The following is a 24335-nucleotide window of genomic DNA, read 5'->3' as shown; positions in this document are numbered from 1 at the left end:
CCGCTGGGGGTCCTGAGGGCACACTGTGCGGCACCGACGCACCGGGCAAAGGAGGACCTGCGCCCGGCGTCGGCCATACCGATCGAAGAGAAGAAGACCTTCACTTGGATCGAGGGTCTTCGCCAATGCAACGATCTGGTCCCCGCGCTGCCCGACACGCGCCAGGTCTGCGTGATGGATCGCGAGGCGGATTTCTTCGAACTGTTTGACGAGCCACGCCAAAGCGGCCGCGTCGAACTGTTGGTTCGCGCCAAACATGACCGCGCCACCCGCGAGGCACTCAACCTCTTCGAACTCGTCAGACAAAGCCCCGTGCGACGCCAGCTTCGCATCAACGTGCCGCGACAAAGCGCTCGGGCCAAGAAAAGCAAACAGAAGGCACGCGACGGGCACGCACAACGTACCGCGCACGTCAATTTGCGCTACCGCGAAGTCGAACTCCGCCGGCCGTCGAAATACAGAGGGGGCCCCGGAATTTTGGACAGCAGGATAAGTGGTAGCCTTGCCCCATTGAACGGCTGCGGAAGCAGCCCCAACAGGAGCGAGAGCATGACGAGAAGGACGAGGCGGAACCACACGCCGGCATTCAAGGCGCAGGTGGCGCTGGCGGCGCTGAAGAGCGACAAGACGCTGACCGAACTGGCGCAGCAGTACGACATTCACCCGAACCAGATCACGGACTGGAAGCGGCAGCTGACGGAGCGTGCGGTCCAGGTTTTTGGGGATACCAGCGGTCCTGCGAGCAGCGATCCGGACTTGACGAAACTGCACGCCAAGATCGGACAGCTGACGCTGGAGAAGGATTTTTTAGAACATGCGCTCACCAAGGCGGGCTTGCTGAGCGCAAGAAGATGATTGACCGCAAGCACAAGCTCCCTGTCGCGCATCAGTGCTCCCTCCTCGGGGTGGCCCGTTCGAGCGCGTACTACACGCCCCGCGAGGTCTCGGCGGAGGATCTGGCGCTGATGCGCCGGATCGACGAGTTGCATCTGGAGCACCCCTTCGCCGGCGCCCGCATGTTGCGCGATCTGCTGCGCCCCGAGGGCTTCCGGGCCGGCCGCCGACACATCGGCACCCTGATGGCGCGCATGGGCATCGAGGCCTTGTATCGGAAGCCCAACACCTCTCGTCGGCGGCGCGGCGACGAAATTCATCCGTATCTCCTGCGCGATCTTGCCGTCGAGCGGCCCAACCAGGTGTGGGCGGCGGACATCACCTACATTCCGATGCGCCGGGGCTTCCTCTACCTGTTCGCCGTGATCGACTGGTACTCGCGGCGGGTGCTCGCCTGGCGGCTGTCGAACACCTTGACGACCGACTTCTGTCTGGACGCGGTCCGGGAAGCCATCCACCGGCACGGCTGCCCGGAGATCTTCAACACCGATCAGGGTTGCCAGTTCACCAGCGGCGAATTCACCGGGATGCTCAAGGCGCACGGCATCCGGATCAGCATGGACGGCAAGGGGTCCTGGCGGGACAACGTTTTTGTCGAGCGCCTGTGGAAGACGCTCAAGTACGAGGAAGTGTATCTCAAGGCCTATGACAGCGTCGCCGATGCAAGAGCCAACCTGACCACGTACGTCCGCTTCTACAACGAGCGCCGACCGCATCGCGCCCTGGACGGCAAGACGCCGGACACCGCCTACTTCGCTGCCCTCGCGTCGGCCATCCGAGCCGCGGCGTAAGGCATGGGGAAGGGGCTCCGTGGATTTGTGGACGATGCGCTAGCGCGCACCGGGCCGCTTGCCGTGGAAAAGTCTGGCGACTTTCCCACCGCACGTCCCTTCGCCCACAAGCTCCACCGAGCTCTATTCGGTTCGGATAAAATCCCAGAAGGTCAAAACCAACCGCATCACCGGTCAGCCGACCGGAACTGGCAGGGCTCCACTTATCGAAGAGCCTTTGCTGTCCAAACAAGCGGGGCCACCTCTCCCTCGCCGCCAGCCGACGCCGAACCGCTCGAGTGGTTCCTGATCACCACCTGCGAGATCACCACACCAGAACAAGCCCAGGAGTGCCTGCGGTGGTACTGCCTGCGCTGGCGCATCGAAGACTGGCATCGCGTATTGAAGAGCGGCTGTCGCATCGAGGCGCTGCAACACAAGACCGCTGAGCGACTCAAACGGGCCATCGCCATCAATCTCGTCATCGCTTGGCGCATCATGCTCATGACGCTCCTGGGCAGACAGTGCCCCGATCTTCCCGCCGAGGTCTTGTTCTCCGACGCCGAGATCGAAGTGCTGCAGGCCTACGCAAAAAAAAACAAATCCCCAAGCCCACTCGGCTCGGCGACGCCGTTCGTCTCGTAGCCCAACTCGGCGGATACATTGGCCGCGCCAAAGACCCCTCTCCAGGGCATCAAATCATGTGGCACGGCTATTCGGTCCTGCAATCGCTGCGGGAAGGGCTCTCGCTCCGACACTGGACTTCGGATGACAACAAGACTTGCGGGTAAAGGGCAGCCCTAGCCTTGGCGCCTGTTGCCATGGAAAGGGTCGTCGAGCAAGAAAGGTTCAGGCCGGCGGCTGGGATACAACCTGCCCTCTTGAGCATGTTATACCCGCGAGAAGCGTGACCTGTGACGGACAGGGCGGTGGAGACGATGGCCGCGCCGCGGCGATGCGTCTTGCGGCGGATCAACGAGAAGGATGAGGCACGCAGCAGTCCGGATCTCGCCAGCGTCGCCCGCCAACGCACATCCGCCCAGTCGGTGGATTCTCAGGATCTGGGCCGACCCGGATGCAGCGGATTGGCGACCGGCAGTCTGTCGGACTTGATGGGTCGAAGCGAAAAAAGTGGGAGACGAGCGCAGCTTCTTGCCGATCTCAAGCGAATAGTTGTTCTATTCGTGCAGAAGAACGGGGAGAAATGAGCCGTCTTCCCACTTCTTGCAGCCGACAGGGTCAAGTCCGACAGGCTGCCAGGCAACCGAAGCCTGCACTAGCGCCAGCGGCTGCGAGAACGAGCGCACAGCCTTCGCAAGCGAAGCTGTCGCGAACCATTTCGCATGGGGTCATACGAAACCGCCAGTGATCCAGCCCATCCGACAGGTTGGCATGATCACGATCCGATAGCTTGGGAGCACTGGCTGTAGATTCTCAGAAAGTGGTGGAATTTCTCTGCTCAGGTGGCTGTTAAATATGGTTAAATGTGTTTCATGTTTTCGCCGCCAGCCAATTTCCCGTTTGAGTTGCCCGCGCCGCTGCCGGAGGAAGGGTTGCTGTGGTTGCGGTCGCTGGCCACGCGTCTCGACCAGCTTGCTGCCGAGAACGCCGAACTGAAGGAACGAGTGTTGCAGCAGGCCGAAACCATTCGGGAGTTGCGAGACGAAATTGCCGTGCTCAAGGGTCAGAAGGGTCGGCCGGCGATGAAGCCGAGCCGGATGGACAAGGAGACGGACAAGAACAAGGATGACCAGACCGGCGGCAGAGGGCGTGGAAAACGCCGCAATTCGGATCAGCCGGCAAAGACGGCCCGCCTCGACATTCATGAAGAGCGCAGGATAGCGGTCGACGACGTGCCGGAAGGTTCGCGCTTTCTCGGCCACCGCGCCTTCACGGTGCAGGACCTGCGCATCGGCGCGCACAACGCCCGCTTCCTGCTCGAACGCTGGGCGACGCCGGACGGCCGGGTGCTGACGGCGGCCTGCCCGCCGGAGCTGGGCGGACTGCATTTCGGTCCGAGGCTGCGGGCCTTCCTTCTGTACCAGCACCACCACTGCCACGTCACGCAGCCGAAGCTGCACAAGCAACTGCGCGAATGGGGCATCGAACGCTCCGTCGGTCAGATCGACGCCCTGCTGACGTCTGGTCAGGAAGCCTTCTCGGCCGAGAAGTCCAGTCTGCTCAAGACGGTCCTGGCGATCAGTTCGGCCATCACGGTCGACGACTCCGGCGCGCGCCACCAGGGCCGGAACGGCTACGTCACCGTCGTCAGCGGCCCGACCTTCGCCTGATTTGGCAACGCCGACAACAAGAGCCGCATCGGCTTCCTGACCCACCTGCATGACGGCCAGCCGTCGTATGTGCTGAACGACCTGGCTCTGGAGCCTCTTGCAAAACTCCCGCGGCGCCATTTGCTGCGCGGCAGCATTCGCTCTCCGGGAGCGATTTTTCTTGCGAACGAAGCCTGTCCGGCTGAGTTGCTAGCCTGATGGCATCGTTTTCCGAATCCGGTGCGAACCCCCTCCTGCACTCCTCGAATGCACCGCGTTCAGAGAGCGACGGCTGGGGTTCATCGTTGTAGTCGCATCAATTGGTCAGCGGACAGCGCGAGCAGGCCGAACATCAGGTGGGCCATCACCTTGGTGTGGCCCTTGACCCGGATGTGCCGGCCACCGAACTCATCCTTGAGGCGAGCGTTGCTCCGCTCGGCGGCGCTCCGCTCGTTGTAGCGGAGCGCTTCGGCCGGGGAGAATTCGATCTTCTCACCGCGCCGCGGGTTGTGGTCGATCAGGGGAACGTGCCCGAGGCTCTTGCTGTGCGCGCGCAACTCGCTGCTGCAATAGGCCGCGTCCATGAGGTCATAGAGGCTGGTGACGCGCTTGGCGCTGATCAACGACAGGGGAATGGCGGCGAGGCTGTCGTGCATCGAGGCGCTGGAAAGGAGCGCAGAGATGGGGACACCACAGTCGGCGGTGTCGAGATGCAGCTTGTAGCCGGTCCAACTGTTCTTGTAGCCCTGCGCATTGCACTTGGTGCCGCGATCGCACGCGGTGGGAATCTCCTGGAGCATTTGCACCAAGCTTTGCCCGCGCTGGCGCTCGATCGGCGAGGCCTTCACCGCCGGACGCGCTTCGCCACGCCGCGGGCGGCCCCGCTTTCTCGCCGGCGCCGCTGGTGCCGGCGTGCTCGTCGTCGCGGCAGGAGTCTCTTCGGTCGCCAACAGGGTGGGCTGTGCCTTGGTGACCCCTTTTTCTGCGCCTTTGCCTTTCCCGGCGGGGCGTTCGCGGGCCTCGATGGCTGTCCCATCGCGGCTCAGATGCCCGATCAGTTGATCGCCCAGATGCTCCTGGATCAGGGCTTCATGGACTCGTTGGCCCAGGCTCCCTGCGGCAAACTCGTCGAAGGCGCGCGAGAAGGTGGCCTCGGAAGGCAAGCTCCGGTACAGCGGGAAACCACAGATGCGGCGCAAGAAACGGTCATTCATCAGGCGATCGAGCAGCCCCACCGTCGTCGTCAAGCCCAGCACCGCCTTGGCAACAAAGGCGTTCGCCAGCCACGCCCGCTCAAACGGCGGACGACCGACACCACACCACGACACCGCCGTGAACTCCTCGATCCGCACCCACTCGAGAATGTGGATGACCCGCTCCAGCTTCGGCGTCAGCGCGCCCCAGCGCGCCTCAAGTTCCGGGATCAGTTCGTGCTGCACCACATTCCACCGGTCCATCGTCCGGCAAGCCGTGTTATCGTTCCTCATGGCAGGCGTGATCAGGGTTTCGACGCTCCAATCATGCCAGAAATGGCCGCCTGCCCCCCCCTTCCCAACCGCTTGCACGGAAAAATTCGGCTGAATAGCGAGTTTTGCAAGAGGCTCTCTGGCCCATCTGCAGAAGCAGGGATTGAAAGCGGTGCTGGTCGAGCAGCCGCAGACGAACCCGTTTGCCGGTGAGCTTCACCCTCAAGGCCATCGCAGCCTGGGCCAAGACGCATCTGGCTCCGGGCAGCACCGTGTCTTCTGATGGTCTGGCCTGCTTCACTGCCGTCACCGAAGCCGGGTGCATCCATCAGCCAACCGTCGTCGCCGGACGAAAGCCGAAAGACTTGACGGAGTTCCAGTGGATCAACACCGTCCTGGGCAATCTCAAGACCAGCCCGACCGGTAGCTATCATGCATTCAACTTCCGGAAGTATTCCGCTCGATACTTGGCGGCATTCACCTACCGCTTCAACCGTCGATTCGACCTCAGCACTTTGCATCAGCGGCTCCTCATCGCCGCTGCTCGCTGTGACGCCCACCCCGAGCACACGATTCGCTTGGCTGAGACTCATTGCTAATCAGGCCACTTTTTGAGAAGGTACCACTGGCTGTGCTCGCTGCGGCCCCGACCTCAATAGTTCTGACGCAACGAGTTGGCGATGGGGTTCCTCGACACCCGGAAAGCAGGCAATAGCGCGGCGAACAGGGTCGCAGCAAGACCTACGGCGAAGGCAATCGCCACCGCCGAAGGCAACAACCGAATGGATACCACATAGCCCGTATTCGAGTTCGGCAGGGGCGGCATCTCGAAACCGACCAGGGTAAGCACTTTGGCCATCAGCAGACCGCCAACAACTCCGACGACCGCACCGGCCAGGCCAACCACAGCGTTTTCCAGAACCACCAAACGAAAAACACTACTACTGCTGCTGCCAAGCGCCAGAAGCGTACCAAACTCTCCGATGCGCTCGAATACGCTCATGTTGACGGTATTGCTAACGGTCAGCAGGACCATCAGGAGCACGATCAGGCGCAGCGCGCCAAACTGCCTGTCATAAAGGTCAACGGCTTTCTGATAGAAGTCATTGAGTTCAGGCCAAGTCTTGATTTCGTACTTGTCCGGGTTCAGCCTCGATGCGAGCCAAGCCGCGATTCTGTCCGTCTCCCCGGTTTCTTGCAGGGAAACAACGAGGCTGTTCACGCCCTGCGAAGCGAAGAGTTCTTGGGACGCGGCGAGCGGGATCCTGATAGCATGGGCGTCGAACTCCTTGGAAAACGTCTGGAAGGTGCCAATCACCTCGAAGTCAAGGGTGTTCATCGCGCCCTCCGCCGTGGTAATCAGAAGGCTGACCCGGTCACCGGGGTGCAGCTTCATGCTACGCGCCACGCCTTCGCCCAGCAGAATGCCGTAGCGATCGTCGTCGGTCAGCTGCCGTCCCGCGCTGATCTTGACGTAGCTCCCCAGTCGGGCCTCCGGGCCCGCTTCAACCCCCTCACCGATGATCGACACGTCACTGCGGCCGTTACTGAGCAGACCGGAAAAGCTGAGTCTTGCCATCACGTCCACGACGCCCTGAGCCTCTCGAATCACCTGTTTCACGCCGTCCGGATCGTCGATCAGGTACTGGTCCGGTGAGCGTGAGCCATGGTCGTGAAAGCCCTTGCGATACACCTGCAGGTGTCCCGACTGCGAGTGAATCGTCGCCTCGCTGAGCTGAAAGAGGATGTCCTGCACGAAGCCTCCGGAGATCATCAGGCCGATCACTCCGAACACGATCGCTCCCAACGTCATCGCGGTTCTGAGCTTGTGTCGGAAGATGTTTCGCAAAGCGAGGCTAAGCATGACGCACCTTGCTTGCCGTGGTGGCGCTTGCGTCAGCGGTTATGTCGGAGAGCATTGACGATTTCCATGCGGGAGGCTTTCCAGGCCGGGTAGAGGCTGGCGAGCAGAGTTGTCGCCAAGGCCAGCGCCAGAGCCTCCAAGGCAAGCTGCCAAGTCACGAGGATTTCCCCGGTGAAGCCGCGGGCCATACCTGGCGGCGGCGGCATCGGTATGCCGACCGCCGAGATTGCTGCGGCCAGAAGCAGCCCAAACATCAAGCCCGCAACACCGCCAATCAAGCCCAGCACGGCGGCCTCGCCGACAAAGAGGCGCAGGATGGTACTGCGCTTGATGCCCAGGGCCATCCCTGTCCCGATCTCGTTCGTACGCTCCATGACGCTCATCATCAGGGTGTTCGAGATGCTCAAGACGATGATGATGGCAATGATCAGTTTCATCGCCCCGACCTGCTTCTGGAACAGCACGACCGTCTTGTTGTAAAAGTCGGCCAGTTCGTACCAAGGGACCAGTTCCAGTCCTTTTCCAGCCAACTGCGGACGAAGCTGCTCAAGCACCAGATCCGTTGCCGCGGTATCGTCTAGCAGGATCAGCCACCGATGCGCTCCGGAGGTTCGCAGGAGTTTTTGCGCCATGGGCAATGGCAGGCGCAGGGCCGCATCGTCGTAGGCTTTGCTGACACTGGAGAACAGACCACGAACGTGCCCTTCGGCGGCGGAGACTCCACCCGAAGGGCTGCTGACCAGCAAAACGACGGTGTCCCCAACGCCAGCTCCGAGATTGGCAGCCAGGCCGTTGCCGAGAATGACGCCATGCGGATCGCTTGTGGAGAGACCTTCTCCCTTGACGATGATCAGGTTCCGCCGCAAGAGATCGTCCATCTCTGGACTGACCCCGTCACCGATGAACGATATGGTCGACTCGCGGTGGCTGATGAGCCCATTGAAGGACAACTTCGGTGCAACCCCCTTGACTTGTCTCAACGCCTCGATTGTGCGCAGTTCGGGTGCGTTCTCGGGCAACAGGAAAGCAAACGGGTCGGCCAGTCCGCCATCGAGGTAGCCTGGACGCGTGACTTGGATGTGGCCCAGATGGGATTCGATCGTGCCCTCCCGCATGGCCCAATAGATCCACTCGATGAAGCCCCCCGCCAGAACGAGCGAAACCACTCCGAAACCAACAGCCGAGATCGCCACGGCCGACCGCCTGCCCTGCCGGACGACATTGCGAAAGGCGATCGACAAGTCGGACATTAGGCCACTGTACACCATCGGCCCGATCATATCGCATGCGCCAGCCCGATGTCGATTCCCTCGGCGGCATACCGAGGTGGGGCAAAAGGAAAACTGCCTGCCGACGTCTCCCGCTATCCGCCCGATTGTGGGAAACTACGCACCGATCGGGCAGGTGCGGCAGCGACCTCGCCCGTGCAACCGGGCATCCCCGCCTGCATCGCGAGCCAACGAGGATACCTGATGGCCAATCGCCAAGGCCGAGAAGCGGCGGCTGCGGGCCGTACGTCCTCGCGATGGCGGAGCCACGGTGTGGCATGCCTCGCCACCGCTGCGATGCGGCCAACTGAGAAGGGAGATTGACGTGCCAGGTGATTCGCGATGAGTGCGCGTGACGTTCCGGGATGGGTCGACTTCCTGGCCCGGGCCGGCCAGATGGCGCCTTCAGCGGACAACTCGCAACCGTGGCGCTTCGTCTGGGACGGTAGCGACTTGTCGCTGCACATGCATGAGGAACGAGGCAAGACCGGGCTTGGCCTCGAGCATCCAGCCAATCTGATGGCGATGGGAGCGGTCATCGAGAACCTACAGCAAGCCGCCGTTGCACTCGGCATGCCCCCCGAAGTACTCCGCGTCGATGCCACGAATGCCACGGGTTGCATGGCACGGATTAACTGGGACGGCCCGGATCCTGTCGAGCTGCCGGATCCACTCCCTGACCTGTTCCGACGGCACACCAACCGCGGGCCGTTTGCGGGCACGCCCCTGACCGAAGAAGTGATCAGCCTGCTTGCCCCGATGCAGGAAGGCCCGGCCCGGATACTGGTCGTTACTCGGCCCGAATCGAGGAAACGCTGGGCGGGTCTGGTACGCGATGCCTCCCAAATACGCTTTCAGACCGAGGACATCCACCGCTGGCTGGCAGGAAGCCTGCGCTTCACGCCCGCAGAGATCGACCGCGGTGATGGGCTGGATGTCGCCACCTTGCTGCTGCCCCCTGGCGCCGTCTGGCTGCTCCGACTCTCTCTGGACTGGCAGCGCATGACGGCGCTCAACAGATTCGGAGGCTTCAGGCTGTTTGCGTTCCTCGAAGCGGCCATGCTGCAGCAATGCGGCGCCCTTGTGGTCGTGGCAGGGCCGGTTTCCGGAACCGCTGTCGAGGTCGCCGCGGGCCGCCTCCTCGAACGCGTGTGGATTGCCCTGAATGGGCAAGGGCTGGCCGTCCACCCCTACTACGTGCTTCCCGACCAGTTGTTCCGGCTGCGCGCAGGGCGGGTTGCGTCGCAGTTTACCCACGCAGTCGGCAGGATCACCGAGGATGTGGCCGAGTTGCTGGGTTCGCGGGATGAAACCGCGTTGATGCTGTTGCGGGTTGGCTCGCCAAAGGTGGTTGATCCCATTCGCTCCCGGCGACTGCCGGTCGAAAACAATCTGACGTTGTTGACTTCGCAATGAGGGAGAGAAGCAGATGAGTGACAACAAAGAAATCGACATGGAAGGTTTTGTCCTGGTGGCCCAGGGGCACGCAGCCTTCCAGTTGTTGTGGGCGGGTGTCAAACTGGGCGTGTTCGACATGCTTTCCAGGGCACCTGCCTCGACCGCCGAGAAACTGGGCAGCAGCCTGAAGCTGCAGCCCTATCCGTGTCGGGTCCTGCTGACCGGCCTTTGCTCACTGGGTCTGATCGTCAAGAACGAGAACTGCTTCCGCAACTCAGCGGTTGCCGAAAAACTGCTGGTGAGCGAGAAACCCGAGTCCATGGCGCCGGTTCTCGGCTGGCAGGCGCACATCGTCTATCCCGGGCTGCAGGATTTTCTCGAGTCGCTGCGCGCTGGCACCAATCTGGGCTTGAGCCGCTTTCCTGGGCACGGAGAAACGCTGTACGAGCGCTTGGTGAGCCATCCCGAACTCGAGCAGATCTTCCAGGATGCGATGAGCGCGCTCTCGGTTCAGGCCAACCGCCTGATTGTCGATGCCTACGATTTCGGGCGCTTCTCGCATGTCGTCGATGCCGGCGGGGGCGATGGCACCAACGCCATTGCCCTAGCCAGACGTTACCCGGACCTGAGAGTCACGGTGTACGATTCCGAGTCTGTCTGTCAGATCGCCGCGGAGAAGATTGCTGCGGCCGGATTGAGCGAACGCGTGTTCACGTGGGTCGGGAATTTTCTCCTCGATCCCTTCCCGCCGGGGGTCGATTCCATCCTTTTCTCGCACATTCTCACCATCTGGTCGATGGCCCGCAACCTTGAACTGCTGCGCAAGTGCTGGCAGGCCCTGCCGGCGGCCGGCGCGGTGGTGCTCTTCAACATGATGGGCAATGACAGCGACACCGGTCCAGTCGGCACGGCTTTGGGTTCGCCCTATTTCCTGGCCATAGCCACCGGCGAGGGCATGCTGCACGCCTGGAAGGACTACGAACAGGCCATGCTGGCGGCTGGTTTTTCCAACATCACCCGTGTCGACGACCTGCCGCTAAACCATGGTTTGCTGGTCGCGCACAAACAGTGACCAAACGGCCACCTCACCCCGACCGATGGAAACGCCAACGACCCCCTTCGATTACTACACTGCTTTCCAGCGCAATCTGGGTTTCCTCAGCCGCGAGGAGCAGGAAAAGCTGCGGACTGCGCGCGTCGCCATTGCCGGTCTCGGCGGCACCGGCGGCGCCCAGGTGCATGCCTTGTGCCGTATGGGCATCGGCTCCTTCCATCTGGCTGACCCGGACATCTTTGAACTGGTCAATTTCAACCGCCAGATCGGCGCGACCATGGGCAGCATTGGTCGCGCCAAGACCGCGGTGATGGACGAACTGGTGCGGGGAATCAATCCCGAAGCCGATGTCCACCTGTTCGAGACCGGTGTGAATCCGGAGAACATCGCTGCCTTCCTGGACGGGGTCGATGTGGTTGTGGACTCGCTCGACTTCTACTGCTTCAAGGAACGTTTCCTGCTTTACCGTACGGCTCGGGAACGGGGCATCTGGGTGCTGACCTCGCCACCACTGGGGTTCGGTTACACCCTCCTGATCTTCAGTCCCCAAGGCATGTCCTTCGAGGACTACTTCGCCTTTAAGGAAGGCATGGACGAGTTTGAACTCAGCGTATCGCTGATTGCTGGCATCGCTCCGCGGCCGTGGTTGATGGAATACCAGACCAAAGGCGGCCTTGATCCGGCCGGCCATCGCCTCCCCTCGGTGGGCGCGGCGCCGTTCATGATTGCCGGGGTGATTGCCACGGAAGTGATGAACTTGCTCATCCGAAAACAAGCCACGCTGTCGGTTCCTGACATCATTCAATATGATGCACTGCTGCGCCGGTTTCGCCGGGCGCGTTATCCCTGGGGGATGCGTGGGCCGCTGCAGCGGTTGAAAAAGGTGTTCCTGCGCCGTCAGCTGCGGCGCTGAACCGTCGCGGAGCGGGTGCGGGTGAAACCGACCCTGAAGGAATAGAGCTCTGAGAATCTTGCGTGGAAAACATTGGATAACCAACCGTTGGAGCATTCGATGCTTAGCAATCTCCGTTACACCGCACTCCGCAGCGCGGTTGTCGCAGCAAGCTCGCTGCTGCTCTCCGGCCCGGCACCCGCCGTGCCACTGACCGAAAAAGGGGCAATTCAGTCCTCGGCGCCCGGCGGCACGGCAAGTCCCTACGACCCAGCCATCGCAAAGGCTCAGGGCAGCCTTGATGTGATCAGGCAGCACCGGTCGCTGCTCAAATCGGGGGACGGAGCGCGTGCCGACGACAAGGCGCTGGCGTGGCTTGCCAAGCACCCGGATGACCGCATCGTCAAGACCTATCTCGCCCGGAGCTATCTGAAGCGCGAGCGCGAGCGCGACGCCATCAAGCAGTACGAGGCCCTGCTCAGTCGCATACCGGACGAACAGGAGGCCCTCAACAATCTCGCTGTCCTTTACCAGCGTACGGGCGATCCACGGGCCGTGACCATGGCCCAGAAGGTGTATTCGCTGAAACCCGACAGCGCCACTTATGCCGATACCCTGGGGTGGATCCTGGTGCAGCAGGGCGAGACAGCGAAGGGCCTGAAACTGTTGGAGCAGGCCGTTGCTGGCGCGCAGCAAGATCCCGAGATCCGGCTTCACTGGGCCCAGGCCCTGGTGAAGGACGGTCAAGGCGCCAAGGCACGCGAAGCGCTTGGAGCGCTCAAGGGCATGAAGCTGAACCCCGAGCAGGCGAGCCAACGGCAGAAGCTGCTCTATCAGCTGCGCTGAGCAGAGGCGGGCAAGCAGCGTGCGCGCCTATTTTTTTGCCCGATGAAATTGCCGCCAGGATGCCGGCGGCGATGCAGATTTCAGGCCGCCCGATCGGAAGCGTGGACCCAACTCCGTCCTGCCATTCCCAGCGTGGTGCTCAGAAACCACCATTCGTTCCTCATCTCCCGCGGCACTGGACCTTGCCCCGGCTGCCAGGGGAAGCCGGCGCGCAGCAAAGGCTCGCTCCGCCCCTCGGGCAGACCGAGCACGATTTGCGCGCCGGGTAGCCCGCGTGGGACTAGGTGGCACCAGTTCCGCGCCGTATCCGTCGGGATGGCCTTCCTGAGCTCCTCTGGGGTATACGCCGCATACATCGAGTTGCGGAAGTCCTCGTAGAAATTGGGCAGGCCCCGTTCGATGTAGTCGTGGCCAATGATGTTGATGTAGCGCTCGGTAATGTCTGCCGTGCGCAGGCGCACCAAGTCCATGAGCATCACCAAGCCCTCGGGCCGGGTGATCCGGTCCATCTGCCGCAGCACCTGCCGTACGTCGTCGATGCCCGTCAGATGGTGAGCCGCTCCGGTAAAGCTGGCGAGATCGAAGACATTGCCGTCGATGTCGTCCAGCCGGGTGATGTCACCCTGCCGGAAGCTCACCCGATCCTGGAGCTGGTATTCAGCGGCGTTCCTGGCGGCCGCGCTCACCATGCCTGGGGAAAGATCGACCCCGGTCACCGACTCGAAGCCCAGATAGCGTGCGAGACAGAGAGTGTAGTGCCCGGGACCGCAAGCCAGATCGATGGCCTTGCGCCCGCCGTCCCGTGGTGGCAGGGCGCGGTGGAGAAGGGCCAAGCCCGCCCCATATACCACCGCGAGCTTGGTTCCCATCACCCGATCGTATTGCAGGACATTGGGATCCGCAGCGGTCACCGCTGAGGGCTCGGGGGTGCGCCCCAGTTCCTGCGACCCGATCTGCTGGGCAAGCAACAACGGCAGAAGCCGGATCGGGGTGGGGAGGTTGCTGCCGCTCATAGGGGACTCTGATTGACCACGTTAGGGTAGCCGAGACACTGGCCAAGAAGCTTACCCGAGTCCGCCCAAAAAGAAAAGCTCCCATCGCGGGAGCTTGAGGGGTTCAACTAGAAGCGCCTATTCATGACGCCCGCTGCGGTAGTTGGTCATGGATCGATGCACGGGCTCCCGGCAGCCTACAGCTGGAGCCGTGCATCAATCGCCAGCTTCACGCCCGACGGCGCCGAAGGCCGAGACCGACTAGGCCAGCACCCAGCAGAATCATGGTTCCGGGCTCCGGTACAGCCATTTTCTCGAGATCTGTATCGCTGGTCGCAACGTAGCCGTCGTCAATCAGGGATTGCAGAGCGGCTTTGGCAGTGGGATTGAACGCCCCGCCACCGTTGATTGTGCCGTTAACCAACACATCAACGGGCCCATTGTTTCCTGGCAAGCCAAGCAGCACCAGATCCTTTCCTGTGCCGTTGTGCAGGATGTCGAGGCCAGCATTGAAAAAGCCGGAAATCTGGGTCACGGGTTTTCCGAGGATGGTGGAGTAGGTGGCTCCGGTTCCGAGGGCTGTCCAGTAGTTGTTCGTGATATCAGCGCCAAAACCGTCTACCTGCCAAAGCGCGCCATCCGATGCTTGGGCCAAGCATTCCGCCCGGGTCTTGCAGCTCAAATTGTTTGGCACAAGGCCGGCGTCGACAGCCAGATTGGGAGTGTCGTCCAACCAAAACGCGACCATGGCGCCTCCACCAACCCCACCACCAGGGACATTGACCCCAGCCGCAGCGTTCAGGCCACCTGCGTAGGGCTCGAACTCGATACCGCCTGGGCCAACCGATTTCGCCTGAATGACACTGACCCCGGTGAGTTCCTGCGGAAGGATCGGCTTGCCAGCAGCTGTGTTGAACTCGACAACGGCGACCAGAACATCGCCGACGTTGAGCGTGTCGTCGGTATCAGGGATGAGCGTCCAAGTGCTTGGATCGTTCGGATTATAGTTCGTGGCCTGCTTGTCGACCGTCATGGCGAAGTCGATGTTGTCGTCTTGGAACACCGTGCTCGTCGGCTGGCCGTTCCATGTGATACCAGCCGTCGCCGAGCTCATGGCCAAGGCCAACCCGACTGCGCCGACGATCTGCTTCAGCTTCGTATTCATATCATGTTCCTATCAATCAAGGTGAGTGAAATCAGTCGTGTCGCACAGTGGTGCGTGCACGGCTCCAACCAAGCAATAATGATGCCAGAAAAAATGTGGTTTTCTAACTCCATGAATATAAATCAACAACTCAACTCACCAAGAGGTACAGCCGGTCTCAGACCGACCCGGAGTGTAAAAGATTCCGACACCCCCTGGTTGCTCGAAGCCCGTTCGGACGAAGGCTCCCCATCGCTCGGGACCAAGCAAGCTGAGCTTCCCGGGGTCACGCCGGGTCCGGGAACCGGATTGCGTGCACGGACCGCCCCACGGGGCGGCCCGGGCGGGGCAAGGCGGACAATGCGGATCGTGGAGACGTTCCTGCCGCCGAACCGCACGCTGCGCGCCACTTGGCGTCGCCTCGGCTCGCGCCAAGGGCGGTAACATGTCGAGCCTCACAGTATTGCGAAAGAGATCGTCTGGTGATGGTCTCCCCCACGCGTCTCGCAGGACTCCTCGTCATCGAACCCAAGGTATTCCCCGACCAGCGCGGGTACTTTTTCGAGAGTTTCAACGCACGCGCCTTTGCCGAGGCTACGGGCCTCGCCGTCGAGTTCGTGCAGGACAATCATTCGCTGTCGACGCGCGGCGTGCTGCGTGGGCTGCATTACCAGCTTCCTCCGAAGGCGCAGGGCAAGCTGGCTCGGGTCGTGCACGGGGCCGTCTTCGACGTCGCAGTCGACTTGCGCCACGGATCGGCGACCTCTGGCCGCTGGGAGGGACATCGGCTGAGCGCGGAAAACAGGAAACAGCTCTGGATTCCAGCGGGCTTGGCGCATGGCTTCCTGGTGCTGCCGGAGACCGCCGAGTTCCTCTACAAGACGACCGACTACTACTCGCCGGAGCACGAGCGCGCCCTGCTCTGGAACGATCCGCAGCTCGGCATCGAATGGCCCCTGCAGGGAGAACCGATCGTCGCCGCCAAGGATGCCGCAGCACCGCGGCTGAGCGGAGCAGAGACTTTCCCGGCTGGCTGAGCGCTGCTTCGACAATCCTCGCCAGCAGCCCGCCGAGAACTGCGCGGCCGGCCCGCGCTCCGGTCAATGCACGGTGCACACCATGCACGGATCGAAGGAGCGGACGCCCTGTCGTCCAACCCGGCTCTGGGCTGTTCGCACGTCGTCCGGGCAGCCCTCCGGCAGCCGGGACTGAGTGGGAACCCGGCGGGCAATCGTCGTCAGCAGCCGCGTGCGAAACGAAGTAAAATCCCGCCTTCTCGTCCTGCCCACCAATCTCTCATGCCTACCTTCCAGGAAGTCATTCTGCGTCTCGAGGAGTTCTGGGACAAGCAGGGCTGCGCACTGCTGCAGCCCTACGATATCGAAGTCGGCGCCGGCACCTTCCACACTGCGACCTTTCTCCGCGCCATCGGGCCCGAACCGTGGAACGCCGCCTACGTGCAGCCGTCGCGACGGCCGAAGGACGGGCGCTACGGCGAGAACCCGAACCGCCTGCAGCACTACTACCAGTACCAGGTGGTACTCAAGCCCTCGCCCGCCAACATCCAGGACCTCTACCTCGACTCGCTGCGTGCGCTCGGCATCGACACGGCGCAGCACGACATCCGTTTCGTCGAGGACGACTGGGAAAGCCCGACACTCGGAGCCTGGGGACTCGGCTGGGAGGTCTGGCTCGACGGCATGGAAGTCACCCAGTTCACCTATTTCCAGGAGGTCGGCTCGCTGCCCTGTCGGCCGGTGCTCGGCGAGATCACCTACGGCATCGAGCGACTGGCGATGTACCTGCAGGGCGTCGAGAACGTCTTCGATCTGGTCTGGGCCGAGGGACCTGGCTACCGCGTCACCTACGGCGACGTTTACCACCAGAACGAGGTTGAACAGTCGAAGTACAACTTCGAGCACGCCAACGTCGAGTTGCTGTTCCGCCACTTCGGCGAACACGAATCCGAGGCGCGTCGCCTGATCGCCGCCGGTCTCGCACTGCCGGGCTACGAAATGGTCATGAAGTGCTCGCACACCTTCAACCTGCTCGACGCGCGTGGCGCCATCTCGGTTACGGAACGGGCGGCGTACATCGGCCGCGTGCGCGCGCTGGCGCGGGAAGTCGCACAGGCCTACCACGACTCGCGGCAAGCGCTCGGTTTTCCGATGTGCCGGACCAGCTGCGGAGCGCAATGAAATGAACGACACGATCCTGATCGAGCTGCGGACCGAGGAATTGCCGCCGAAGTCGCTCAAGCTGCTGTCGGAAGCCTTCGCCGATGCGGTCTTCTCCGCGCTGCGCGCGCAGGAGTTCACCACTGCCGCCAGTGTCTGCACACCCTACGCGACGCCGCGCCGGCTCGCGCTGACGATCAGCGAGGTCGCCGAACGCCAGCCCGACCGGTTGCTGGAGAAGAAGGGGCCGGCGGTAGCCGGCGCAATCGACGCCGCCGGACAGCCAACGCGCGCCCTCGAAGGCTTCATGCGCGCCGCCGGCGTCAGCTTCGCGCAACTGCACCGGACGAGCGATGCCAAGGGCGAGTACTTCGTCGCGCGGCGTGAGCAGAAGGGCGAGGAGCTGTCGGCGCACCTCGCCGCCATCGTTGCCCAGGCCGTGCGCAAGCTGCCGATCCCGAAAGTGATGCGCTGGGGCGATTCCGAGCACCAGTTCGTGCGGCCGGTGCACAGCCTCATCCTGCTGCACGGCAGCCAGGTCGTCGCGGGTGAGGTCCTCGGGCTGGGCAGTGGGCGGACGACGATGGGACACCGCTTCCTGTGCGCCGGCGACGTCGTCATCGAGCGGGCGGATGACTACGCGGCCCGACTGGCCACCGCCAAGGTCATCGCTTCCTTCGGCGAGCGCCGGGCGCTGATCGCATCCCAGCTCGAAGCGGCGGCGAGCAGCCTTGCTGCCCGCATCAATCCGGCAACCGCGCTGCTCGACGAGGTGACGGCGCTGGTCGAATGGCCGGTCGTCTACGTCGGCGAGTTCGAGGCGGAATTCCTCGAAGTGCCGCAGGAGTGCCTGATCCTGACCATGCAGCAGAACCAGAAGTACTTCCCGCTGCTCGACGCCGCCGGCAGGCTGCTCAACCGCTTCCTGATCGTCGCCAACATGCAGGTTGACGATCCGGCACACATCATCCGCGGCAACGAGCGGGTGGTCCGCCCGCGCCTGTCGGACGCGCGCTTCTTCTTCAACCAGGACCGCAAGGCCGGTTTCGCCAATCGCGTCATTCGACTGGGCGACGTCGTCTATCACAACCGGCTAGGTTCACTCGGTGACCGGGCGCAGCGCCTGGGCCGCGTCGCGCGGGCGATCGCCGAGAGGCTCGGTGCCGACGGCAGTCTCGCCGAGCGCGCGGCACTGTTCGCCAAGATCGACCTGCTCACCGACATGGTCGGCGAGTTTCCCGAACTGCAGGGAATCATGGGCCGCTACTACCTGCTGCACGAGGGCGGCCTGCCGGTGGTGGCCGACGCCATCGAGCAGCACTACCGGCCACGCTTCGCCGGCGACTCGCTGCCGCAGGGCAACATCGCCTGTGCCGCCGCGCTGGCCGACAAGCTCGATGCCCTCGTCGGGTTCTTCGGCATCGGCCAGGTGCCGACCGGTGACAAGGACCCGTTCGGCCTGCGACGCGCCGCCCTCGGCGTCCTGCGCATCCTGATGGAAACGCCACTGCCACTCGACCTCGGCGAGCTGATCGCCGACGCCCGCGACGCCCTGCTGCTGCAGGGAGTGCGGCTCGCAGCGGTCGACGAGCACCTGCTGGCGTTCATCCTCGACCGCCTGCGCGGCATGCTCCGCGAAGCGGGACACTCGGTTGACGCCATCGAGGCGGTGCTGGCGCAGCGGCCGACACGCATCGACCTGGTTCCCGCCAGGCTGGCCGCGGTGCGCGAGTTCCAGAAGCTGCCGGAGGCGCTGGCACTGGCCGCCGCCAACAAGCGGATCGGCAACATCCTGAAGAAGGCGGACGAGGAACTGCCGGAGCCCGATATCGCGCTGCTTGAGGAAGAAGCCGAGAAGGCCCTCTTCCAGCGCGTCGTCCTGATGGCGCCCCTGGTCCGCTCGCACGTCGCCAACGAGGACTACGCCGATGCCCTGAAGGTGCTCGCCGCGGTCCGCGGCGAGGTCGACCGCTTCTTCGACGAAGTGATGGTCAACGTCCATGAGCCGTTGTTGCGCGGCAACCGCCTCGGCCTCCTGCGAGCACTCTACGAAGAGCTCAACGCGGTTGCCGACATCTCGAAGCTGGCCGTATGAAACTCGTCATCCTCGATCGCGACGGCGTCATCAACTTCGACTCGAAGCAGTTCATCAAGTCGCCAGCAGAGTGGCGCCCGATCCCCGGCAGCGTGGAAGCGATCGCCCGCCTCAATCAGGCCGGCTACCGGGTGGTGGTGGCGACCAACCAGTCGGGCGTCGGCCGCGGCCTGTTCGACATGGACACGCTGAACGCCATCCACGACAAGATGCACCGCGCGGTGGTGGCCGCCGGCGGGCGCATCGACGCGATCTACTATTGCCCGCACGCGGTCGACGCCGGCTGCCACTGTCGCAAGCCGGCGACCGGCATGTTCGAGCGCATCGCCCGCTGCTTCAACATCGACCTGCCAGGGACGCCGACGGTGGGCGATTCGCTGCGCGACCTGCAGGCAGCCGCCGCTGTCGGTGCGCTGCCGCTGCTCGTACTGACCGGCAAGGGAACGCAGACGCAGATCGACGGCGGACTGCCGGAGGGCACCGTGGTCTTCGCCGATCTGGCAGCTGCCACCGACCACATCCTCCTCCTCTGATGGCCGCCTGGCGCACGGCCCTCTTCATGCTGCTGGTCGGTCTGTGGACGGTGCCGTTCGGGCTCCTGGTGACGCTCGCGATCGCCCTGCCGATGGTCGCCCGCTACCGCATCATCGCCTGCTGGCGCAAGGGCTTCATGGCGCTGTGCCGGGGCCTTCTCGGGCTGCGCTACCGCGTCCTCGGGCGCGAGAACCTGCCGGCGACGCCTTCGGTGGTGCTGGCCAAGCACCAGTCGGCCTGGGAGACGGTGGGATTGCAGGACATCCTGCCGCCGCTGGTGTTCGTCCTCAAGAAGGAGCTGCTGCGCGTCCCCTTCTTCGGCTGGGGACTGGCGGCGATGAAGATGATCTCGATCGATCGTGCGGCAGCCAAGGACGCTCTCAAGCAGGTTTTCGAGCAGGGCAAGGAGCGGCTCGCTGCCGGCTACTGGGTGGTGATCTTCCCCGAAGGCACGCGTGTTGAACCCGGCGAGACCGCGCGCTACAAGCCCGGCGGCGCCCACCTCGCCCTGCGCGGCGGCAGTCTGGTCGTGCCGGTGGCACACGATGCCGGCGAATTCTGGCGGAAGAGCGTCTTCGCCGTCTCCCCCGGCACCATCACCGTCAGTATCGGGCCGCCGATCGACCCGACCGGCAAATCGGCGGCGCGCATCAACGCCCTCGCCGCCGCCTGGATCGAGGCCGAGATGCGCCGCATCTCGCCACACCGCTATCCGGCTGCGGCCGATGTCGTCGCCGCTTGAAAGGGCGAGCGCGGCCAGCCGGCAGCCGGCAGCCAGCGAGACTCAGCGCACGATCGAACTCGGCGAGCGGACGGTCGCCTACGTCCTGCGCCGCAGCCAACGACGAACCATCGGCCTGTCGATCGACCATCGCGGCCTGCGTGTCGGCGCCCCGCCACGTGCACCACTGCACGAAGTGGAGTCGCTCCTCCTGCGGCATGGCGAATGGATCGGCCGCAAGCTCGACGAGTGGCGCGCGCGCCGACCGGAGCGGCTGCACGCGATCACCGATGGCCTGCAGCTGCCCTTCCTCGGGCACACGCTGACGATCCGCCTGGCGCTTGGCGGCAATCGCTGTCTGTGGAACCGGCATGCCGGCGGTACGATACTGAGCCTCTGCCTGCGCGCACCGGCAGAAGCGCCGCGCGTACTCGAGCGGGCGTTGCGCGAACGGGCACGCGAACTCTTCAGCGAAAGGCTGGCGCACTACGCGCCCGTTCTGGAGGTGCCGCAACCACGCCTGAGCCTCACCGCCGCGCGCACCCGTTGGGGAAGCTGCAGCGCCCGCAGCGGCGTTCGCCTGAACTGGCGACTGCTGCATTTCCCGCTGCCGGTGATCGACTATGTCGTCGTGCACGAACTGGCGCACCTGCGCGAGATGAACCACAGCCCGCGCTTCTGGGCGATCGTCGCTGGCGCCTGCCCCGACTGGCAGGCGTTGCGGGTGGAGTTGCGGGTACTCGGCAGGACGCTTCCGGGTCTCGCATAGCAGAGCCGCACGCAGCGCGCCGCTTTCGGCGATCGACTGCACCGGTGCGGACCGCGGCGTGCCGGCTCACCCGGTTCAATTCCCGTGCGTGTGGTCGGCACGTTCGACGGACTGGCCGCCGTGAATCGGGAAGCTCAAGGCGCGGCGGTAGACGCCAGGCCCCGCGACAATTCGGCCAGCGCTTGCGCCAGCGCCCACAGCTCTTCGTCAAGATGACCTGAGGAAAGCTCGGACGGACTCCAGTCGTTCAGCTGAAGCTCGATCCGGCTGGCGGTCGAGCGGATCGCCTCCGCGCCAAGCGTCGCCGCAGCTCCCTTGAGCGAGTGTGTCAAGCGACGCGCCTCGGCGAAACAACCGCTGCGGAGGTTCTCCCGGATCGCCACCGGATCGTGCGTGTGGTACTGCACCAAGCGTTCGAGCAGTTGCCGGTAGCGGGCACGCTTGCCCCCTACGTAGCTCAAGCCCGCGGCGATGTCGAGCCCCGCGATCACCGGGAAAACGGTCTCCTCCTCCGGCAGGGTCGGCTGCGGCACCACGGCGCGGTCGGGCATCCTGCATGGCTGCGGCACGCTGGCCGGCAGCGGCAACCATTGGCGCAGGGCCGTATAAAGGCGCTCCGGGACGACCGGCTTGGCCAAGTGATCGTTCATGCCGGCCTTGAGGCAGCGCTGGCGATCCGACTCGAAGGCATTGGCCGTCATGGCGAGAATCGGCGTTTTCTGGTAGCCAGCCATGCATCGTATCGCCCGCGTCGCTTCAATACCGCCCATCACCGGCATCTGCATGTCCATCAGGATCAGGTCGTAGTGCCGCTCGAGAGCCATGCTCAGCGCCACCCGCCCGTCCTCCGCCACGTCCGCCTGCAACCCCGCAGCCGTCAGCACGTCGAGCATCACCTCCTGATTGAGGGTGTTGTCCTCGACGAGCAGGAGCTTACATTTGGCATAGAGCGACAGGTCGGTCGCCAAGCCATCGGTGCTGCCGGCGGTCGTGCCATCGGTGGTGTCCGCGGGCCAGCCGGCGAGCAATCCCCGCAACACCTCGACCAGATAATCTGCGTCGGCGGGCAGCGGCACGATGGCATCGAAGAAACCTGACCGCTCCTCGGGTTCGTCCGCCGGTACGCCATCAACCCGAAACGCCCAGATCCGGTAGGGCCGCACCGCCTGGCCGCCAAGCCCCAGGAGCGGCGCGGCGGTTGCTGCTGCCAGCAGTTCATCGAGGAAGGCGCCGTACCCGGCGCAGACAATGAAATCGTAGGGCCGGCCGGCCCTGGCCGCTACCTCGATGCGTGTCAGCAATTGATGCACCGCATCCGCCTGCTGGACATGGATCCCTTGCCGAGCCAGGATGTGGCGGATCTGGTCGAGATCCCCGGCGGCGGCACTGATCAACATCGCGCGCCGGCCCTTGAGCTTCGCCCGGCTGGCCTGCGATGGCTGAGGGATGGCCTCCGGCAGCGTCGTTTCGAACCAGAACGTGCTGCCGCGTCCGGGTTCGGTCTCCGCGCCGACTGTTCCGTCCATCAGGCCGGCAAGCTGGCGACAAATCGCCAAGCCCAGTCCGCAGCCGCCATGCTTGCGTGTCGTCGAACCGTCTTCCTGGACGAAGGGCCGAAAGATTCGGTCTGCCTGGGCCGGATCGAAGCCGCAGCCGGTATCGCGCACGGCGAAGCGGATGCGATGCCCGGCGGCGTCTTCCCCCAACCGCTGCACGGTCAGGGCGACCTCGCCGTGGTCGGTGAAGTTCACGGCATTGCCGGCAAAGTTGACCAGGATTTGCCCGAGCCGCAAAGGATCACCGAGCACGCGCTCCGGAACCCCCGGGCCGATCTTCACCAGCCACGCAATCCCCTTGTCGCGCAAGCGCTCTTCAACCTGGCTCGAAACCGTGTCGAGAACGCTCGCCAGCATGAACGGCGTCCTCTCGATTTCGATCTTGCCCGCCTCGATCTTGGCGAGGTCGAGGATGCTGCTGATGAGGCCCAGCAAGTGCTGCGAGGACGACACGATCCGCTGCAGCCGCCTGCGCTGGTCAGGCTCCCGAATGTCGTTGAGCATCAGCAGCGACGACGCGACGACCGCGTTCAATGGCGTGCGAATCTCATGGCTCATGTTGGAGAGAAACTCGCTCTTGGCCTGCGCCGCCTTCTCGGCCGTCGCCACGGCATCGGCCAACTGCCTTGCCATCGCGATGCTGTCGCTGACATCACGATTCGACGCGCGGCGGCCCTGGAATTGGCCATTGTCGTCGAACACGGGCTGGCAGACGTGCTCCAGCCAGCGCCAGTTGCCCTCCGGATCCCGGATGCGGAATGTCATCTCATGCCAACCGGCGTCGGCAAACCCGCCGCAGAGATGTTTGCCCACCACCGCTGCATCGTCCGGGTGTGTGATCGACAGCAGCAGGCCCGGGTTGTCGAGAAACGCCTTTGCGTCATAACCGGTGATGCGCAGGCACGAGGGTGAACAATAACGCATCTCGCCGTCGGGGCCGGCCCAGGTTTCCCAATCGCAGGTATGGTCGGCGATGATTCTGTTCCGCAGTTCCAGCTCGCCGACCAGAGTCTCGTGATGCTCCGCCATCTCGCTGAAATGCGCGTACATGTCGATGAGCGCACGGCTCAAGGCCGGCCGGGCCGGGTCCAGCGCGTAGCTTCCGACGCCTTCGAAGGCAGCATGCGGCGCCATGCCATTGCCGATGCCGTGCAACTGCCGAGCCAGATCCTGGTCCTCGCCGAGGATGTGGAACACGACCCAGTGGGTGATGAATCCCAGCAGCTTGCGCCCGGTGACACCACTCCGGTTCAGGCAGGCGGCCGCCATTTCCTCGACTTCGGCGACGAAGCGCCGGTGTGATTCGTGGTGTTTGGCGATGTGCCGCGGGTCGACGCCCTGGCTGCTCATCAGCCCTTCTTCGCTGGCGAAATGCCGGTCGGCATAATCCCGCAACTGGTCGAACAGCTCGGCGAGTCCGTCCGGCACTTGGTCGCCAGCCGTGGCGAGCATTGAGGCCAACTCGTTGACGCGCTCGACCAGACAGCGATGCTGCCTGTCCACCGTTTCGATACCGGTTTCGAAGTGGGAATTCCAGGCCAGAAGGGACATGGCTGCGTTAAGCTACGCGCGCCTAGTGGGTACATCTCATGCAGCGATACTAGGCTGCCATGAGTTTGAGGGCT

The 24335-nt window shown here is 63.8% G+C and carries 19 protein-coding genes and 2 pseudogenes; 15 read left to right on the top strand and 6 right to left on the bottom strand.

What is annotated here, in order from left to right:
* Window positions 1-549 precede the first annotated feature (549 nt).
* From V5B60_RS12220 to V5B60_RS12210, 4 genes and pseudogenes are all read left to right on the top strand, one after another.
* Window positions 550-1685 (top strand): IS3 family transposase gene (locus V5B60_RS12220; RefSeq protein ID WP_332347696.1). Its coding sequence is split into 2 segments (ribosomal slippage): window positions 550-802 and window positions 802-1685, totalling 1137 coding nucleotides; the frame shifts between segments, so codons are not numbered across the junction.
* Between the two features lie 3 nt (window positions 1686-1688).
* A pseudogene (locus V5B60_RS22250) lies at window positions 1689-2087 on the top strand (hypothetical protein); the annotation flags it as partial.
* Between the two features lie 101 nt (window positions 2088-2188).
* On the top strand, window positions 2189-2455 hold the full coding sequence (locus V5B60_RS22245) for an IS4 family transposase (protein ID WP_434735328.1): 267 nt from the start codon (window positions 2189-2191) through the stop codon (window positions 2453-2455).
* Between the two features lie 702 nt (window positions 2456-3157).
* Complete coding sequence (locus V5B60_RS12210) at window positions 3158-3955, top strand: hypothetical protein (protein ID WP_332347250.1); 798 nt, start codon at window positions 3158-3160, stop codon at window positions 3953-3955.
* Window positions 3956-4233: 278 nt separating this feature from the next.
* Here V5B60_RS12210 and V5B60_RS12205 read toward each other — a convergent pair whose 3' ends face one another.
* Entirely contained in the window at window positions 4234-5391 is a 1158-nt protein-coding gene (locus V5B60_RS12205) for a transposase (protein ID WP_332350548.1), read from the bottom strand.
* Window positions 5392-5600: 209 nt separating this feature from the next.
* Between V5B60_RS12205 and V5B60_RS12200 the strand changes: the two are divergent.
* Window positions 5601-5999: pseudogene (locus tag V5B60_RS12200) on the top strand (transposase); the annotation flags it as partial.
* A 53-nt stretch (window positions 6000-6052) separates the two neighbouring features.
* On the opposite strand, the gene V5B60_RS12195 reads toward V5B60_RS12200, so the two are convergent.
* Both V5B60_RS12195 and V5B60_RS12190 read right to left on the bottom strand, forming a co-directional pair.
* Entirely contained in the window at window positions 6053-7264 is a 1212-nt protein-coding gene (locus V5B60_RS12195) for an ABC transporter permease (RefSeq protein WP_332347249.1), read from the bottom strand.
* Window positions 7265-7296: 32 nt separating this feature from the next.
* Entirely contained in the window at window positions 7297-8544 is a 1248-nt protein-coding gene (locus V5B60_RS12190; protein ID WP_332347248.1) for an ABC transporter permease, read from the bottom strand.
* A 330-nt stretch (window positions 8545-8874) separates the two neighbouring features.
* Between V5B60_RS12190 and V5B60_RS12185 the strand changes: the two genes are divergently transcribed.
* From V5B60_RS12185 to V5B60_RS12170, 4 genes are all read left to right on the top strand, one after another.
* A complete protein-coding gene (locus V5B60_RS12185) occupies window positions 8875-9948 on the top strand; it encodes a hypothetical protein (RefSeq protein WP_332347247.1) in 1074 nt (357 codons plus the stop codon).
* 13 nt (window positions 9949-9961) lie between these two features.
* Window positions 9962-11002, top strand: a complete 1041-nt coding sequence (locus tag V5B60_RS12180; RefSeq protein WP_332347246.1) for a methyltransferase — start codon at window positions 9962-9964, stop codon at window positions 11000-11002.
* A gap of 25 nt (window positions 11003-11027) precedes the next feature.
* On the top strand, window positions 11028-11897 hold the full coding sequence (locus V5B60_RS12175) for a ThiF family adenylyltransferase (RefSeq protein WP_332347245.1): 870 nt from the start codon (window positions 11028-11030) through the stop codon (window positions 11895-11897).
* A gap of 99 nt (window positions 11898-11996) precedes the next feature.
* Window positions 11997-12722: a tetratricopeptide repeat protein gene (locus V5B60_RS12170; RefSeq protein ID WP_332347244.1), complete on the top strand. Its 726-nt coding sequence runs from the start codon at window positions 11997-11999 to the stop codon at window positions 12720-12722.
* Between the two features lie 80 nt (window positions 12723-12802).
* On the opposite strand, the gene V5B60_RS12165 is transcribed toward V5B60_RS12170, so the two are convergent.
* Together V5B60_RS12165 and V5B60_RS12160 are read right to left on the bottom strand one after the other, a co-directional pair.
* Window positions 12803-13735: a class I SAM-dependent methyltransferase gene (locus tag V5B60_RS12165; protein ID WP_332347243.1), complete on the bottom strand. Its 933-nt coding sequence runs from the start codon at window positions 13733-13735 to the stop codon at window positions 12803-12805.
* 208 nt (window positions 13736-13943) lie between these two features.
* Window positions 13944-14879, bottom strand: a complete 936-nt coding sequence (locus V5B60_RS12160) for a PEP-CTERM sorting domain-containing protein (protein WP_332347242.1) — start codon at window positions 14877-14879, stop codon at window positions 13944-13946.
* Between the two features lie 464 nt (window positions 14880-15343).
* Here V5B60_RS12160 and rfbC point away from each other — a divergent pair, with 464 nt between their 5' ends.
* The 6 genes from rfbC to V5B60_RS12130 all read left to right on the top strand — a co-directional run bounded on the left by rfbC (window position 15344) and on the right by V5B60_RS12130 (window position 21154).
* Window positions 15344-15895: a dTDP-4-dehydrorhamnose 3,5-epimerase gene (gene rfbC, locus V5B60_RS12155; RefSeq protein WP_332350546.1), complete on the top strand. Its 552-nt coding sequence runs from the start codon at window positions 15344-15346 to the stop codon at window positions 15893-15895.
* 261 nt (window positions 15896-16156) lie between these two features.
* Complete coding sequence (gene glyQ, locus V5B60_RS12150; RefSeq protein WP_332347241.1) at window positions 16157-17056, top strand: glycine--tRNA ligase subunit alpha; 900 nt, start codon at window positions 16157-16159, stop codon at window positions 17054-17056.
* 1 nt (window position 17057) lies between these two features.
* Window positions 17058-19130 carry a glycine--tRNA ligase subunit beta gene (gene glyS, locus V5B60_RS12145; RefSeq protein ID WP_332347240.1) on the top strand — a complete coding sequence of 691 codons (2073 nt, stop codon included), beginning with the start codon at window positions 17058-17060 and terminating at the stop codon, window positions 19128-19130.
* The gene (gmhB, locus tag V5B60_RS12140; RefSeq protein WP_332347239.1) at window positions 19127-19663 is read left to right on the top strand and encodes a D-glycero-beta-D-manno-heptose 1,7-bisphosphate 7-phosphatase; all 537 of its coding nucleotides are present in this window, start codon (window positions 19127-19129) and stop codon (window positions 19661-19663) included. The genes glyS and gmhB overlap by 4 nt, the downstream gene beginning before the upstream one ends.
* Entirely contained in the window at window positions 19663-20406 is a 744-nt protein-coding gene (locus tag V5B60_RS12135) for a lysophospholipid acyltransferase family protein (protein ID WP_332347238.1), read from the top strand. The genes gmhB and V5B60_RS12135 overlap by 1 nt, the downstream gene beginning before the upstream one ends.
* Window positions 20390-21154, top strand: a complete 765-nt coding sequence (locus V5B60_RS12130) for a M48 family metallopeptidase (protein ID WP_332347237.1) — start codon at window positions 20390-20392, stop codon at window positions 21152-21154. Before V5B60_RS12135 ends, V5B60_RS12130 begins: the two co-directional genes overlap by 17 nt.
* Before the next feature lie 134 nt (window positions 21155-21288).
* Here the strand turns inward: V5B60_RS12130 and V5B60_RS12125 are convergent, their stop codons facing one another.
* The gene (locus tag V5B60_RS12125) at window positions 21289-24261 is read right to left on the bottom strand and encodes a hybrid sensor histidine kinase/response regulator (RefSeq protein ID WP_332347236.1); all 2973 of its coding nucleotides are present in this window, start codon (window positions 24259-24261) and stop codon (window positions 21289-21291) included.
* Between the last annotated feature and the right edge of the window lie 74 nt (window positions 24262-24335).

This window comes from Accumulibacter sp. (genome assembly GCF_036625195.1).
In the GTDB taxonomy this organism is placed as follows: domain Bacteria; phylum Pseudomonadota; class Gammaproteobacteria; order Burkholderiales; family Rhodocyclaceae; genus Accumulibacter.
Note: the sequence above shows the minus strand (reverse complement) of the source record. Positions and strands in the feature narration are given on the sequence as shown.

Excerpts from the sequence above, each read along its gene's own strand:
- V5B60_RS12160 (WP_332347242.1), bottom strand. The coding sequence starts at position 14,879 with ATGAATACGAAGCTGAAGCAGATCGTCGGCGCAGTCGGGTTGGCCTTG.
- V5B60_RS12175 (WP_332347245.1), top strand. The coding sequence starts at position 11,028 with ATGGAAACGCCAACGACCCCCTTCGATTACTACACTGCTTTCCAGCGC.
- V5B60_RS12195 (WP_332347249.1), bottom strand. The coding sequence starts at position 7,264 with ATGCTTAGCCTCGCTTTGCGAAACATCTTCCGACACAAGCTCAGAACC.
- glyQ (WP_332347241.1), top strand. The coding sequence starts at position 16,157 with ATGCCTACCTTCCAGGAAGTCATTCTGCGTCTCGAGGAGTTCTGGGAC.
- V5B60_RS12205 (WP_332350548.1), bottom strand. The coding sequence starts at position 5,391 with ATGGACCGGTGGAATGTGGTGCAGCACGAACTGATCCCGGAACTTGAG.
- V5B60_RS12180 (WP_332347246.1), top strand. The coding sequence starts at position 9,962 with ATGAGTGACAACAAAGAAATCGACATGGAAGGTTTTGTCCTGGTGGCC.
- glyS (WP_332347240.1), top strand. The coding sequence starts at position 17,058 with ATGAACGACACGATCCTGATCGAGCTGCGGACCGAGGAATTGCCGCCG.
- gmhB (WP_332347239.1), top strand. The coding sequence starts at position 19,127 with ATGAAACTCGTCATCCTCGATCGCGACGGCGTCATCAACTTCGACTCG.
- V5B60_RS12135 (WP_332347238.1), top strand. The coding sequence starts at position 19,663 with ATGGCCGCCTGGCGCACGGCCCTCTTCATGCTGCTGGTCGGTCTGTGG.
- V5B60_RS12170 (WP_332347244.1), top strand. The coding sequence starts at position 11,997 with ATGCTTAGCAATCTCCGTTACACCGCACTCCGCAGCGCGGTTGTCGCA.
- V5B60_RS12165 (WP_332347243.1), bottom strand. The coding sequence starts at position 13,735 with ATGAGCGGCAGCAACCTCCCCACCCCGATCCGGCTTCTGCCGTTGTTG.
- rfbC (WP_332350546.1), top strand. The coding sequence starts at position 15,344 with ATGGTCTCCCCCACGCGTCTCGCAGGACTCCTCGTCATCGAACCCAAG.
- V5B60_RS12185 (WP_332347247.1), top strand. The coding sequence starts at position 8,875 with ATGAGTGCGCGTGACGTTCCGGGATGGGTCGACTTCCTGGCCCGGGCC.
- V5B60_RS12190 (WP_332347248.1), bottom strand. The coding sequence starts at position 8,544 with ATGATCGGGCCGATGGTGTACAGTGGCCTAATGTCCGACTTGTCGATC.
- V5B60_RS12210 (WP_332347250.1), top strand. The coding sequence starts at position 3,158 with ATGTTTTCGCCGCCAGCCAATTTCCCGTTTGAGTTGCCCGCGCCGCTG.
- V5B60_RS12125 (WP_332347236.1), bottom strand. The coding sequence starts at position 24,261 with ATGTCCCTTCTGGCCTGGAATTCCCACTTCGAAACCGGTATCGAAACG.
- V5B60_RS12130 (WP_332347237.1), top strand. The coding sequence starts at position 20,390 with ATGTCGTCGCCGCTTGAAAGGGCGAGCGCGGCCAGCCGGCAGCCGGCA.